Source organism: Bradyrhizobium sp. CIR48 (assembly GCF_014198315.1).
Taxonomy (GTDB): domain Bacteria; phylum Pseudomonadota; class Alphaproteobacteria; order Rhizobiales; family Xanthobacteraceae; genus Bradyrhizobium.
This window is the reverse complement of the sequence record NZ_JACIHG010000007.1, coordinates 90,308-104,109: the sequence shown is the minus strand read 5'-3', so window position 1 is coordinate 104,109 and position 13,802 is coordinate 90,308. Positions and strand designations below refer to the sequence as shown.

Below are 13,802 nucleotides of genomic sequence, written 5' to 3'. Positions count from 1 at the left end.
GCCCGAATGAGACGCCGTGAATTTCTGGTCGGGGCCGCGCTGCTGGCCGGCACGATGGCGCGAAGCCGGGCCGCCGACATCCCCGCCCCCTCGCCCGACGGGCTCGACCGCATCACGGCGTATTTCAACGAAGAGGTCGGAAGCGGCCGGCTGCCGGGCGCCGTGATCCTGGTGCAGCAGCACGGCAAGCCGGTCTATCTGAAGACGTTTGGCCTGCGCGACGTCAGGACCAGTCTTGCGATGACGCCGGATACGATCTTCGCGATCCACTCGATGACCAAGCCGATCACCTGCCTTGGCGCGATGATGCTGATCGACGAAGGCAAGCTGGCGCTCACCGACCCCGTGTCGAAATACGTTCCCCTGTTTGCCGACACCAAGGTCGGTCTCGAGGTCACCCTGCCCAACGGCAAGCTGGAGCTCGATCTCGTGCCGCCGGTCCGCCCCGTCAACATCGAGGATTTGCTGCGGCACACTTCGGGCATCAGCTACGATTATATCGGCGGCAAATGGGTCGAGCAGGCCTACAAGGCCGCCAACATCTTCGAAGGCCAATTCAACAACAGGGAATTCGCCGACCGCATCGCCAAGCTGCCGCTGGCGCGGCAGCCGGGAACGCTGTGGCGCTACGGCCATTCCACCGACGTGCTCGGCAGCGTCATCGAGATCATCTCGGGCCAGACGCTGTATCAGTTCCTGAAACAGCGCATCTTCGACCCGCTCGGCATGAGCAGCACCAAATTCACGCTGGCGACCGAGGATGAGCTCGCGCGGATGGCGCGGCCGCTGCCGAACGATTTCATCCTGCTCGCCGCCGAGCGCGACCGCCTCGATCATCCCGAATGGCAATCCGGCGGCGGCGGCCTGCTCTCGACCATCACCGACTATCAGCGCTTCTCGCAGATGCTGCTCAACGGCGGCGAATTCGAGGGCAAGCGCTATCTCAGCCCTGCCGCGTTCAAGGCCATGACGACCGATCACATCGGACCCGGCTCCGGCGTCGGACGCGATTATTTCTATTTCCCGGGTGACGGCTTCGGCTATGGCTACGGCCTTGCGGTGCGGACCGATCCCGGCAACGCCAAACCGCCGCCGCCGGGCTCGCTCGGCGAGCTGAAATGGGACTCTGGGAGCGGCACCTATTTCGGCGTCGATCCCAAGCTCGACATGGTCTACCTCATGATGCAGCAGACCCAGAACGAGCGCAGCCGCATCACGCCCGCCTTCAAGGCGCTGGTCTACGACTGCTACCCCGAGGGACTACGCCGCCCGTGAGGCGCGCTGACCGAAATCGGCGAGCAGCTTTGCGATCTCGGCCGCAGGCCGCGCCGCACTGAACAGAAAGCCCTGCACCTCGTTGCAGCCCTCGGCGCGCAGCCAGTCGAGCTGATCCTCGGTCTCGACGCCCTCCGCGGTCGTGGTGATGTTGAGGCTGCGGCCGAGCCCGGAGATCGCGCGCACGATCGCGCTGCAATCGGGCCGCTGCGCCAGATCCTTGACGAACGAGCGGTCGATCTTGATCTTGTCGAACGGGAAGCTCCTGAGATAGCTCAGGCTGGAATAGCCGGTGCCGAAATCATCCATGGAGATGCTAACGCCGAGCTCGCGGAGCTGGTGCAGGATGGCGAGATTGGCGTCGGTCTCGGCCAGGAAGATCGACTCGGTGATTTCGAGCTCGAGCCGCCGCGGCGACAGGCCGGACTGCGCCAGCGCCGAGATCACGATTTGCACCAGGTTGCGGCTGCGGAATTGCGCCGGCGACAGATTGACCGCGACCTTGACGTCGGCAGGCCATTTGACGGCCTCGGCGCAGGCTTCGCGCAGCACCCACTCCCCTAGCTGGGTGATGAGGCCAATGTCCTCGGCAACCGGGATGAACTCCGCCGGCGAGATCATGCCCTTGTCCGGATGACGCCAGCGCAGCAGCGACTCGAAGCCGGAGATGCGGTCGGAGGCGATCGACACCAGCGGCTGATAGTGCAGCTCGAACTCGCCATTGGCGAACGCACGGCGCAGATCGAGCTCCATATCGCGGCGCTTCTGCGCCTGCAGGTCCATCTCGCGCTCGAAGAAATGGTGCACGCCGCCGCCGTCGGACTTCGCCCGGTACAGCGCCATGTCGGCATTGCGCATCAGCTCTTCGGGCGTCGTGCCGTCGCCCGGCGACAGCGCGATGCCGATGCTGGCACCAATCACCATCTCCTGGCCGTCGAGGTCATAGGGCGCCTTCAGCATGTCGATCAGCAGGCCAGCGCAGGCGCTGGCCTCGTTCGGCGAGACGTCGGCGGCAAGGATCACCGCGAATTCGTCGCCGCCGAGCCGGGCCGCCAGATTGCCGCCGCGGACGGCAAGGGTCAGGCGCTCGGCGACGTCCTTGAGCAGGCGGTCGCCGACGGGATGACCGAAGGAATCGTTGATGTTCTTGAACAGGTCGAGATCGATGTAGAGCACGCCGACCCGTCTTCCCGCCGCCTGCTCCAGCGCCTGCTTCAGCCGCTCCTGGAAATATTCGCGGTTCGGCAGGTCGGTGAGCCCGTCATGGTGGGCCATGTGCGCGATGCGCGCCTCGGCCTTGCGCCGTTCGGTGATGTCGACCACCGCGACCAGATAGCCGTCGCGATCGTCGAAGGCGACGCGGCGGCCGAAGGTGAGCACCTCGATCTCGCTGCCGTCGGCGCGCAAATGCCGCCAGTTGCGCGAGGAGTGGTAGGCCTCGCCGACGCGCTCCAGCGCCTCGGCGTGGCTGTCCCACTCGTCCTCCGGCCAGATCTCGTGCAGCTTCATGCGCAGGAAGGTGGCGCGGCTGTAGCCGTAATGCTGGACCGCGGCGTCGTTGACGCCAAGGAATTCCTTGGTCTGCGCGTCGAACACCCACATCGGCATCGGGTTGCTGTCGAACAGCAGGCGGAACGAGGCGTCGCGCCGCTTCAGCGCCGTGACATCGGAGATCGTCAGCGATACCACGTCGGCGAAGGCCGTTGCGCTGAAGCGGAGGTGGCGTCCGTCGTTTTCGATCTCGAGCTGCTCGCCGCGGCCGCCCGCGACGGCCTTGAGCAGAAAGTCCATGATCTCGGGCGAGGCCAGCAGCGTGTTGCCCTCGCCGATCCGCCGCCACAACAGGTTTCCGGTCGCGACATTCAGCAGCGCGCTTGCGCTGTTGTTGTGGTGCACGACCTGGAGATCGGATGGCTTGCCGCCGGCATCGCGCAGCGTCGCCAGCGAGATCACCGCATCGTCGGTCGAGGCGAAGATCGCATCCAGCAGATTGTACTGGGTGCCGCGCTCGTTGATGTAGGCGCCGACCAGCGTGGCGCCCCAGCGCGAGGCCGTCGGCAGCGCCAGCACATCGTAGGTCCGGACCATGCCGTCGCGCACGCAATGCGCGCTGGCTTGATAGGGTCGTCCGTTGGCAAGCGCGCTCGTCGCCGCTTCCGACAGCGCGGTGGCGCAATCCGGCGACAATTCGGCGACGGGGATATCCCAACGCTCCTCGCCGAGCCATTTTTGCACGTAGCGTCCGCTGCGTGACAGCTCGAGCGTGCCATCGTTCCTCAATAGCGCGATGTGATCGGCGAGCCGTCCGAGACTGCCGAGCATCACGTCCTCATAGCGCGGCAGCCGATCGCCCGGCTTCAGCGCGGCACGCCATTTGCGCTGAAGCACCGGGATGTCGTCGAACATTTCGGCGGCCGGTTTTCCCGACACTTTCTTCGCGGCATTCATGGCAGTCCCCAACGCACTTTCCCGGCGCATCCAATGCAGCTGCGCTTAACGACATGTAAAAAGGCCGCAGGCGCGGGTTCCATTCGGCGATTATGACAGTTTTAAGTCAGGTGTTGGTTAGTGGGCGTTAGAGACTATGACGGTGATGCGAAGCTCTCGTGTCCCGGACGCGCTGCAGCGTTCTTACGCTGCTGCGCAGAGCCGGGACCCAGGAAGCCGCAGCACGTGCTGATACATGGGCCCCGGCTCTGCAGCGCACCGCCGAAGAGGCGCTGCGCAGCGTCCGGGGCACGAGAGCGGAGCTTGGCGCACCACTGCGTCAACATCGTCACTGCGAGCGCAGCGACTTGTCCGCCGAAGCCTTGGCGAAGGCCGAAGCAATCCAGAATCCTTCCGCAGTGGCCATATTTAATCCGTCATCCTGAGGTGCGAGGCGTGCGATGCGAAGGCATCGCATGCCGAGCCTCGAAGGATGAACGGCCGAGCTGATGCAGCCGGGCCGTCGCCCTTCGAGGCTTGCTCTGCGTCGCTGTCGCGCCGCAGCGCGCGCACCTCAGGGTGACGGTGATGGATAGAGCTCGCGGCAGCATTCCGTATTCGCTCTCGACGTGGAGACACACCTTCACATCCTCGCGGCTCATCTCGCCCGAGCTTTGCTTCATCTCTTCACCCTCCTAATTGAAAGAGGGCGCAGGGAAGGCCGGGAGCCCGCTGGCACCCGCGGTCCACTGTGCGAAACCTGCGTGACAAGAAGTTGCACAGCGGGATACAGGTGTAGCCAGGACATCCCGGCCTTCCCTGCGCAGTGGCTTTACGGCTTATGTCGTGCTCTCCCCGGGGAGCGTTGCACTATTGCCCCCGTCGCCTTGCGGATGGCTGATGCGCGTGCCCGGTTGGGCCGCCACATCACCACAAGACTTGGCGCACAGACCCCGGGCGCCAGGACCACACGATTTTGCCGTACGCCGATCACACCGGTCGTGTGCGCGAGGTCTTCGCTCACGGTTACCCGCCCTGCGAAGCTGTTCGCGCCGATGTCACCTGCGTCCACCGCCGCCCGGCCCGCGTTCGTGACGATCGCGATACGCCCCTCTTCCTTGGGCCGGGTTGTCGCGACACATACGTGATTTCCGAATTTCGGTAAAGTGGAATATTTTTGTCGCCGCGCGTTGACCCAGGGCTCGCGTGTTTTGCCCGCCGGGCAGCGCAAGATCTTGTAGCCCGGATGGAGCGCAGCGTAATCCGGGGAGCCTTGCTACGAGGCACGAGCGCCCCGGATTACGCTCTCGCTCCATCCGGGCTACGAAGCCTCACCCCGCCAGCCTCTCGATCACGATATCGAGCAGCGCGCGCAGACGGGCGAGGCGCCTGAGATCGCGGTGATAACCGACATAGGTGTCGCGGCCGGGCGGCGCCGTTCCGATGTCGAGCGCGACCAGACGGCGGTCGCGGTCGCCGAGCGGACGCGGCAGCACGGCAAAGCCGTCACCGCTCGCGCAAAGCTCGGCCTGCACCTGCCTGTTGTTGCTGCGCGAGGCGATTGCTGCATTCGGCAGCGCGCGCTTCAGCCAGACGGCGTCCGGCATGTCGGCGAACTCGGCATTCATCGTCACGACGCGGACAGCGCCGCCGTCGCCGGCGCGCGGCGGCTTGCTGCCCTTCTTGCCGTAGAGCGCGTAGGGAATGTGCAGCAGCTTTCTGGAGATCACCTCGGGCTCGCTGAACGGCTTGATGCGGAAGACGAGATCGGCTTCACGCCGCGGCAGGCTGTAGAGCCGCGCATCGGTCAGGAGTTCCACCGTCACCTTGGGGTGACGCTTGCCGAACGCGGCGATCACCGGCGACAGCATCACCGTCCCGAACCAGTCCGACGACGACAGGCGCAACAGGCCGTCGAGCTGCGTCTCCGCGCCGGATACATGACGCTCCAGTGCGAGCGCCTCGTCCTCGATCCGCTCGGCATGGCGGAGCACGGCGGCACCCTCGTCGGTCAGCACCAGGCCATCCGCCGTGCGCTGGAACAGGGTCTGGCCCAACGATGTCTCGAGCGCGCGAAGCCGCCGGCCCATCGTCGGCTGGGTCTGGCCGATTTTTCGTGCGGCAGCGCCGAGCGTGCCTTCGCGCGCAATTGCCAGGAAGATGCGCAAATCGCTCCAGTCCATCAGGATTCCCGCCATACAAAAATGTATGACGAGCGTACAGCCTTGTTCCTTCTCATGCAAAATTTCATGGGCATATTGAGCCGATCACGGAGCAAGACGATCATGACGAGACAATCGACGATGCGCGCCGGCGTCCTGGAGACCCACAACGCTCCCTTGCGCGTCTCAACCATCTCCACGCCCGAGATCGGCCCGCACGACGTGCTGGTGCGGGTGCGGGCGAGCGGGGTCAATCCGCTCGACACCAAGATCCAGGCGGGCGCCGCGGCGCATGCGCGCCATCCGCTGCCGGCGATTCCAGGGATCGATCTCGCCGGCGTGGTCGAACTGGCCGGGCGCGAGGTGAGGCGGTTCAAGCCGGGCGACGAGGTCTACGGCATGACCGGTGGTGTCGGCGGCGTACAGGGATCGCTGGCCGAATTCGCCGCGGTCGATGCCGATCTCCTCGCGCCGAAGCCTGTTAATCTCAGCATGCGGGAAGCTGCCGCCCTGCCGCTGATCGTCATCACGGCCTGGGAAGGCCTGATCGACCGGGCGGCGTTGAAGGCGGGTCAGAAGGTATTGATTCATGGCGGTGCGGGCGGTGTCGGTCATGTCGCGATCCAGATCGCGCGCGCCGTCGAAGCGGAGGTGTTCGCAACCGGCTCGCCGTCGCAGCGCGCCACCATCGAAGGTTTCGGCGCCGTATTCATCGACCGCGACAGCTCGGTCGAAACCTACGTGACGCAGCATACCGGCGGCCGCGGCTTCGACATCGTCTACGACACCGTAGGCGGCAAGGTGCTCGACGCTTCCTTCGAAGCAGTGCGCCGCTTCGGCCATGTGGTGAGCGCGCTCGGCTGGGGCACGCATGCGCTTGCGCCGCTGTCATTCCGGGCGGCCACCTATTCAGGTGTGTTCACGCTGCTGCCGCTGCTGACAGGCGAAGGCCGCGCGCATCATGGAGAGATCATGGCGCAAGCCACCCGCCTCGCCGAGGCCGGCAAGCTCGTGCCGCTGCTCGACGCCAGGCGTTTTACGCTGGAGAACGTCGACGAGGCCTATGCGTTGATCAAGGATCACGCCGCCAAGGGCAAGCTGGTCGTCGATGTCTGAGGTGGAGCTTGTGGCCCGGATGAGCGCAGCGCAATCCGGGATTCTCGCTAAAGAGCACGAAGGCCCCGGATAACGCTGCGCTCCATCCGGGCTACGGAGCTGTGCGCGCCGGAGCTGTGCTCGCTAGTCCTCGCTGGACGCGGCGGAGCGGTTGCGCAAGTAGGCCTGCGACAACAGGAAGAACAACGCGCGCTCGCCATGATATTTGGCGGACGGCCGGGTGCGCTCGAAACCATCGGCAAAGATCTTGCCGGACTGGTCGCACACCTGCCATCGCCAGCCAAACCGCTTGCGCCTGGTGAGGATCACTTCGAACATGCCGACGAGCTTGGTCCCCTGCTCCTTGCCGGTCTCGCAAAGGCATCCAAGCCCCTGCTCCGGCCTCCCCCATTAAACGGATGCCCGACATATAACCCAGCCGAGTGGAAAGAGAATAAAATTGATGATCGGAAATTCGTCTCTTGCACCGCTGGGATGAAGACGGCGGGGGTGCGGGAATAAGCTTTCGCCAGCGGTGTTCGCCTTGGCCCCAGGAGGCAATCCGGCGGCGCTTGCAGTATTCAAAGCAGAACACAGGGGTTGATGGGGATGAGCATTTGCTCACCAGTCTCCACGACGGATGCGACGGTAACAGGAGATGCACGCTCGTGCGCTCGATGAGAATTTCCGTGCCGGGCGCCAGGTCGCAGGCGGCACCGCCGCCAGGACCTTAGCGCGCGACGACTTCGACCTCGCCGTCGACGCCGTTGACGACGTTGAATCCGCGCTCGTAGACCTTGCCCTCGTTCTTGGCGATGGCGCGGTATTCGCCTTCGGAGAGCACGACGCGCGGGAAGGCGCCGATCGATTCCTTGATGACGTCGCCGCCTGGGGTCAGCACCGACCAGGCGGTGTTGGCAAGCGCCTCGCCACCCCTGTCGCTGACCAGCTTGAGGGTGATCACGGCAGCACGGTGGGTGATGGTGACGTCGGTGAGCTTGCTGGCCTGGACGCGGATGTCGGAGCGCACCACCGAATTGGCGTCGCCATAGTTGGAGATGATGTAGTAGGTGCCCTCCGGCAGCAGCACGACGTCGCCGGCGGCGACGTTCGGCACCAGCGATGCGCGCTCGCCGGATTCGAACTGGCTGCCCTTGTAGATCGCGAACGAGATCTGGTTCTGGGGAATGCGGCTGGTGCCGACCCGGCCCTCGATCCGCAGGCCCCCGGCCGGCAGCACGAAGGACTCACGGTCGGTCTCGGCCTTCAGGCTGACGGTGCGCACCGCGCTGACGAGGCCGAAGGCGACGTGCACGACGTAATTGCCGGGCGGCAGCACGATGTTGGGCGTGGCGCTGCGGTCCTCGCGGATCAGCTTGAAGGTGCCGTTCTCGTCGGGACGGTCGGCAAACACGCGCCAGACTAGGCCGCTGGTGATCGCCGGAGAATCCTTGCCGTATTTCGCGGTCAGCGACAGCACGCCCTGTCCGGGCACGGCCGCATTGAGCGGAGCGGCCGGCGGCACGGTCGTGACCGCGGGCGGCGGCATGCTCGGGGTTGCCGGCTGCATCAGGGTCGGCGGCAGGCTCGGCGGGCCGGCGCCCGGCCCGGAGGGCGGCGCCAGGCTGACGGCGCCGCCGGGCTCGGGCACCGAAGCCGGTGGGACCGGCGGCGGACGATCGGAGAAAAGCTGCGCCTGCGCAGCGTTTTGGCCTGAGGTAACGAGGCACGCGGCAAGGATCAGCGCCGGCAGCAGCCTGCCGCTGCGCCGCCATCCGATGATGCCGTCACCCCCGCGTGTCATGCCCCCTGCTTTTCACCGAAAACGCGGCAAATTCAAGCCTCTGATACCCCCGGAAATACGGGCCCCTGCAGATCGATGGAACCCGGTTGACGCCTGCGTGATTACACCAGAGGCAACCGTCCCTCGCCATACTCCTGCCCCGTGCCCTTTCCAAAGCGGCATAAACCATGCTTCGCGCCTGATATGGCGAAGCGCAAATGCGGTGCCTAGTCTGACGGTGCAGGCCCCGGCGTAGGAGAGTTTCGGTGCTAGACATCTTGAAGGGGCGTGGCGCGAACGGCTCGAACGGCGAGAAGATTGGCCTTGGCCCCACCCGCCGGCCGGTCATCGGCCTCGCCCTCGGTGGCGGCGCGGCGCGCGGCTTTGCCCATATCGGAATCCTCAGGACCCTGATTGCCAACGGCATCGTGCCCGACGTCGTGGTCGGCACCTCCATCGGCGCCGTGGTCGGTGGCCTGCATGCGGCCGGCCGGCTCGAGACGTTCGAAGAGTGGGGGCGCAGCCTGCAAGGGATGCGCAACATCCTCGGCTATCTCGACATCCGCCTCAACGGCTCCGGCCTGCTCGGCGGCGAGAAGCTGGCGACCCGCCTCGTGAACGCGGTCGGACAGACCCTAATCGAGGACCTGCCCATCAAGTTCGCAAGCGTCGCGACCGAGGTCCGCACCGGCCACGAAATCTGGCTGACACGCGGCCGCGTCGTGGATGCGATGCGCGCATCCTACGCCCTGCCCGGCATCTTCTCGCCCGTCCTGATCGGCGACCGCTGGCTGGTCGACGGCGCGCTGGTGAACCCGGTGCCGGTCTCGGCCGCCCGCGCGCTCGGCGCCGAAATCGTCATCGCCGCAAATCTTTCCAGCGACATCTTCACCCATTCCACGACGATCTATTCGCACGGCGCACTGCCCGCCCCGGTCGCTCCGGAGGCGGCGGAGCCGACGGCCAAGCGGCGCTTCCCGCGCCTGTTCTCGCCCGAGAGGACGATGAAGCGCGAGTTCTTTGGCGGTAATGGCCGGCCCGGCATCTCCTCGGTGATGGTGGATGCCTTCAACATCATGCAGGATCGCATCACCCGCGCGCGCCTTGCCGGCGATCCGCCGGATCTGTTGATCACGCCGCGGGTCGGCCAGTTCGGCTGGTTCGACTTCCACCGCTCCGAGGACCTGATCGCTCATGGCACCCGCGCCGCGGAGCGCGCGCTGGAGTCGATCCAGGAGGCAATCCATGTGCTGGCGCCAGCGCCCGAAGGCACCGCGCCGAAAGCCGGCGAGCAGACCTGATCAGGCCGTCTTGATGTAGTCGCGCAGGGCTTCCTGCTCGGACTCGTATTCCTGGACCCGGCGCTTGACGATGTCGCCGATCGAGATCAGGCCGACCACTTTGCCGCTGTCGATCACCGGCAGATGGCGGAACTTGCCCGACGTCATCATCTCCATGAGCTCGGCGACCGTGTCGGTCTCCTTGCAGGTCACGACCTTGCGGGTCATGACCTGAGCGACCGGCTCCTCCAGCGCGCCGGCGCCGCGCTCGCCGATCACGCGGACGATGTCGCGCTCCGACAGGATGCCCTCGAGCCGGCTCTGGTTCATCACCAGCACCGCGCCGATCTTCTTCTCACCGAGCAGCTTGACCGCGGCAGCCAGCTTCGCGTCGGGCTCGACGCTCACGATCTGGTGGCCCTTGGTGTTGAGAATGGAACGTACCGTCATTGTTGCCTCCCTGAATCGGACCCGTTCCGCCTTTGGCGGCCCGGACTTGTTCTTCGAGTCTTCAGCTAACAGTTTTAGCGCCGGTTGCAGGCTCAGGCGCTTTGCGAAGCATCGCCGCTAGCGGCTTGCAGCTTCGGAACATTCTTCCCGCAAATGATGTATGAATTCGGGCCGCACCGCAAGCGCCGCTTCAAATACGGTCTGAAACGTCCTGTGATGACGCATCCGCAGCATCGTTTCGCACGCGCGGCACGGGATCGAACAGCGCGAACAGCAGCAGGCCGGCGAAGAAGCCGCCGATATGCGCCTGCCAGGCCACGCTCGTGGTTTCGGAATCGATGCCGATCGCACCGACGCCGAAGATGATGTTGACGCCGAACCACACGGCGAGGAAGCCGACCACCCGTCCGTCGCGCAGCGCGCGCGACAGCGGCAGCGCCGGAACCTTTGCTGCGGTATCGGCGTCCGACCGGTTGAACGACAGGAAGCTGCCGCGCACGAACGCGAAGCGGATCGCGGCTGCCATCGCGCCCGACACCGAGGCCGAGGCGCCGATCATCGGCGCCACCGCATGCTCATGGGTGACGAGATGGGCGAGCGCGCCGGCCGCCGCCGTCACCGCCAGAAACAGGAAGAACCTGACCGCGCCGAAGCGCCGCGCCAGCGCGCTGCCGAACGGCAACAGCCAGAGCACGTTGAAGCCGAGATGGGTCAGATTGGCGTGCAGCAGCGAATAGGTGACGAAGGTCCAGACCTTGGCGCCGGCCCCGCCGGGGATCTGCAAGTTCAGCAGCGAGGAATCGTAGCGCTTGGGGATGAAGCCGAAGACGTCGATGGTCCAGTTCTCGAGCTCCGGCGGCAGCAGCACCCGCAGATGGATCACCGCCAGCAGGACGATATAGGCGGTCAGCGCCACAGGCAGCGTCAGGACCGGCTCGCGCGGAGCCTCCTCATGGGCGGCCGGCAGGCCGGGCTGAGAATCCTGCGGCGGAGAATCGTGCGGGGAATCCAAGGCAGCTTCGCTTTCAGGCGCGATCGGAACGATCCGTTTGGAGATAGTCGCCTTTGCCGGCCTTGCGCAAGTGCACAAAAGGAAAAGGCAGGGCCCTGGGAAGCCCTGCCTGTCCGTGTCGGCCTTCCGGTGCCGGAGGAATGAAGGTGTATCCCCACCCCTCCCCGCGGCCCGTGACCAAACTGTTTGACGCCCTGTGTACAGGCCCCGCCGAGAACCTGGATGAAAGCGGCGAGGCTTGCGACTGCGATCACCATAGCAGCGCCGCGCGAGACGCAAAGGCCATAGTTAATTTAACGTTAACGACGCAAAGACTGCCTTAACGGGGGCGAAAACGCCCTCCCGGCATGGACGCTGCAAATCCCCTCCTGCACAACATCACAAGGGATCGCGGGTGCACTGAAGCGGGACAGCTTTGTCCCTTCGAGGTCGCACCCCGGGATAAGCGTTCAGACATGAAACATCCGTCGAGCCGCGCGTTCTTCGCGTATTGGGACAAGAAGCGCGGCGCCGCACGGGCTCCCGACAGGGCCGACATCGATCCGGCCGCGGTCCGCGGCCTGCTCGGCGACATTTTTGTCCTCTCCTGCGAGCCCAATCTCGGCTTTCCCTTCCGCGTCGCCGGCACACGCGTCTGTGCTCTCGCGGGATGCGATCTCAAGGACCAGAGCTTTGCAGCGCTGTTCACGGCCGCGAGCCGCAGCGAGATCGAGGAGATCACAACCATCGTCGCCGACGAGGCGTTAGGTGCGATCGCCGGCGTCACGGCCGCGCGCGAGGACGGCAGCAAGGCCTATCTCGAGCTGTTGCTGCTGCCCTTCAACGCCCGCCCGCACACGCCGGTGAGCGTGACAGGCGTGCTCGCACCGTTCGACGACGAATGCGGCGCGCTCTCAACCTTCACCCTCACCTCCTGGCGCTATCTGCACCAGCCGGAGAAGCTGCTGCCGCGCGCGATCCGCAAACTGCAGATCGCACGCGGGCTGATGGTGTATGAGGGGCTGAGATAGTCTCCGCCGCCCGACAAATCACGCGCATGCGGATGGCCGTTTTTGCCGGATCTGCGTCATTCCTGATGTCGTCGCCAAGGGATAGCTTCCGCCTCGCGTGAAGCAACGAGGTTCGGGTGACATCATCATGACATGGCGCGTTCTGGCGTTGAGCGGCCTCGGCTGCGTGGCGCTGCTGGCGGCGATCGGCGGAACCTGGCTGTTCCTGCTGCCCGGCGCGCCGGCTCAGGGAGCCGCCCCTGCGATATCCAAGGAGGAGACCGAAGCGACGCTTGCGGCGCTGAAGCCGCCGAAGCGCAAACGCCCGCTGATTGCCATCGTCGGCATCAACGACATGAGCGAGACGACCGACTATCTGATGCCGTACGGCATCCTCGCGCGCGCCGATGTCGCCGACGTCCTCACATTGGCGACGCAGCCCGGACCCGTCACGCTCTATCCCGCGCTGAAAGTGCAGCCGCATGCGACCATCGCCGAGTTCGACGCGGCGCATCCCGACGGCGCCGATTACGTGATCGTGCCCGCGATGAGCCGCGAAGACGATGCCGTGGCGTTGCAATGGATCAGAAGCCAGGCCGGCAAGGGCGCGATCATCATCGGCGTCTGCGTCGGCGCCAAGGTCGTTGCCAACACGGGACTCCTCGACGGCCGGCAGGCCACCACGCACTGGTATTCGGTGCGCGATCTGCAAAAGCATGCCGCAATCCGCTATGTCGCGGACCGCAGGATCGTGGTCGATCGCGGCGTTGCGACGACGACCGGCATCACCGCGTCCATGCCGATGGCCCTGACCCTGGTCGAGGCCATCGCCGGACGCGCCAGGGCCGAGGCGGTCGCCCGCGACATCGATCTTGCGGAGTGGAATGCGCGCCATCGCAGCGCGGCGTTCCAGTTCACACGCCCGTTCGCACTGACGGCGATCGCCAACACGCTCGCATTCTGGAACCGCGAGCAACTCGGAATCGCGCTGACGCCTGACATCGACGAGGTGTCGCTTGCGCTTGTCGCTGATGCGTGGTCGCGCACCTATCGCTCGCGCGCCCTCACCTTTGCGGCCACGGCAGAGCCGCAGACGAGCCGTGGCGGTCTTCGCATCCTGCCGGACAAGGTCGCGGCCGACTGGCCGGCATCGCTGATGCCGCCTGATACCGTCGACTTGCCGCCGGCGCGAGCGCTGGACCGGACGCTGCATGCCATCGATGCGCGCTACGGGTCACGCACGGCCGACTTCGTCGCGATGCAGCTCGAATATCCGAGATGACCGCACGTCAGTGCGCCGGCTGTCGCTAGCAACAGCCGACGCACGAT

11 protein-coding genes are annotated in these 13,802 nt (G+C 65.7%); 5 read left to right on the top strand and 6 right to left on the bottom strand.

What is annotated here, in order from left to right; all coding sequences use genetic code 11:
- Positions 1-6: 6 nt before the first annotated feature.
- Positions 7-1,275 carry a serine hydrolase gene (locus tag GGD66_RS21905; protein ID WP_183258990.1) on the top strand — a complete coding sequence of 423 codons (1,269 nt, stop codon included), beginning with the start codon at positions 7-9 and terminating at the stop codon, positions 1,273-1,275.
- Here GGD66_RS21905 and GGD66_RS21900 read toward each other — a convergent pair.
- Both GGD66_RS21900 and GGD66_RS21895 read right to left on the bottom strand, forming a co-directional pair.
- A complete protein-coding gene (locus GGD66_RS21900) occupies positions 1,261-3,723 on the bottom strand; it encodes a bifunctional diguanylate cyclase/phosphodiesterase (RefSeq protein WP_183258989.1) in 2,463 nt (820 codons plus the stop codon). The genes GGD66_RS21905 and GGD66_RS21900 overlap by 15 nt on opposite strands.
- 1,310 nt (positions 3,724-5,033) lie before the next feature.
- Entirely contained in the window at positions 5,034-5,885 is an 852-nt protein-coding gene (locus tag GGD66_RS21895; protein WP_183258988.1) for a LysR family transcriptional regulator, read from the bottom strand.
- Between the two features lie 102 nt (positions 5,886-5,987).
- Between GGD66_RS21895 and GGD66_RS21890 the strand changes: the two genes are divergently transcribed.
- Positions 5,988-6,980 (top strand): zinc-dependent alcohol dehydrogenase family protein, encoded by a 993-nt coding sequence (locus GGD66_RS21890; RefSeq protein ID WP_183258987.1) that lies wholly within the window; start codon positions 5,988-5,990, stop codon positions 6,978-6,980.
- A 123-nt stretch (positions 6,981-7,103) separates the two neighbouring features.
- Here the strand turns inward: GGD66_RS21890 and GGD66_RS21885 are convergent, their stop codons facing one another.
- Together GGD66_RS21885 and GGD66_RS21880 are read right to left on the bottom strand one after the other, a co-directional pair.
- Positions 7,104-7,298, bottom strand: coding sequence for a hypothetical protein (locus GGD66_RS21885; RefSeq protein ID WP_018322145.1), 195 nt, complete (start codon positions 7,296-7,298; stop codon positions 7,104-7,106).
- A 391-nt stretch (positions 7,299-7,689) separates the two neighbouring features.
- Positions 7,690-8,763: a hypothetical protein gene (locus GGD66_RS21880; protein ID WP_092259287.1), complete on the bottom strand. Its 1,074-nt coding sequence runs from the start codon at positions 8,761-8,763 to the stop codon at positions 7,690-7,692.
- A gap of 245 nt (positions 8,764-9,008) precedes the next feature.
- Between GGD66_RS21880 and GGD66_RS21875 the strand changes: the two genes are divergently transcribed.
- Positions 9,009-10,043: a patatin-like phospholipase family protein gene (locus GGD66_RS21875; RefSeq protein WP_092259284.1), complete on the top strand. Its 1,035-nt coding sequence runs from the start codon at positions 9,009-9,011 to the stop codon at positions 10,041-10,043.
- Here GGD66_RS21875 and GGD66_RS21870 read toward each other — a convergent pair whose 3' ends face one another.
- Entirely contained in the window at positions 10,044-10,472 is a 429-nt protein-coding gene (locus GGD66_RS21870; RefSeq protein ID WP_092259281.1) for a CBS domain-containing protein, read from the bottom strand.
- 190 nt (positions 10,473-10,662) lie between these two features.
- Entirely contained in the window at positions 10,663-11,484 is an 822-nt protein-coding gene (locus GGD66_RS21865; protein WP_092259278.1) for a rhomboid family intramembrane serine protease, read from the bottom strand.
- A 455-nt stretch (positions 11,485-11,939) separates the two neighbouring features.
- On the opposite strand from GGD66_RS21865, the gene GGD66_RS21860 reads away from it, so the two are divergent.
- Together GGD66_RS21860 and GGD66_RS21855 are read left to right on the top strand one after the other, a co-directional pair.
- The gene (locus GGD66_RS21860; protein ID WP_183258986.1) at positions 11,940-12,494 is read left to right on the top strand and encodes a PAS domain-containing protein; all 555 of its coding nucleotides are present in this window, start codon (positions 11,940-11,942) and stop codon (positions 12,492-12,494) included.
- A 127-nt stretch (positions 12,495-12,621) separates the two neighbouring features.
- A complete protein-coding gene (locus GGD66_RS21855) occupies positions 12,622-13,755 on the top strand; it encodes a DJ-1/PfpI family protein (protein WP_183258985.1) in 1,134 nt (377 codons plus the stop codon).
- Positions 13,756-13,802: the final 47 nt, after the last annotated feature.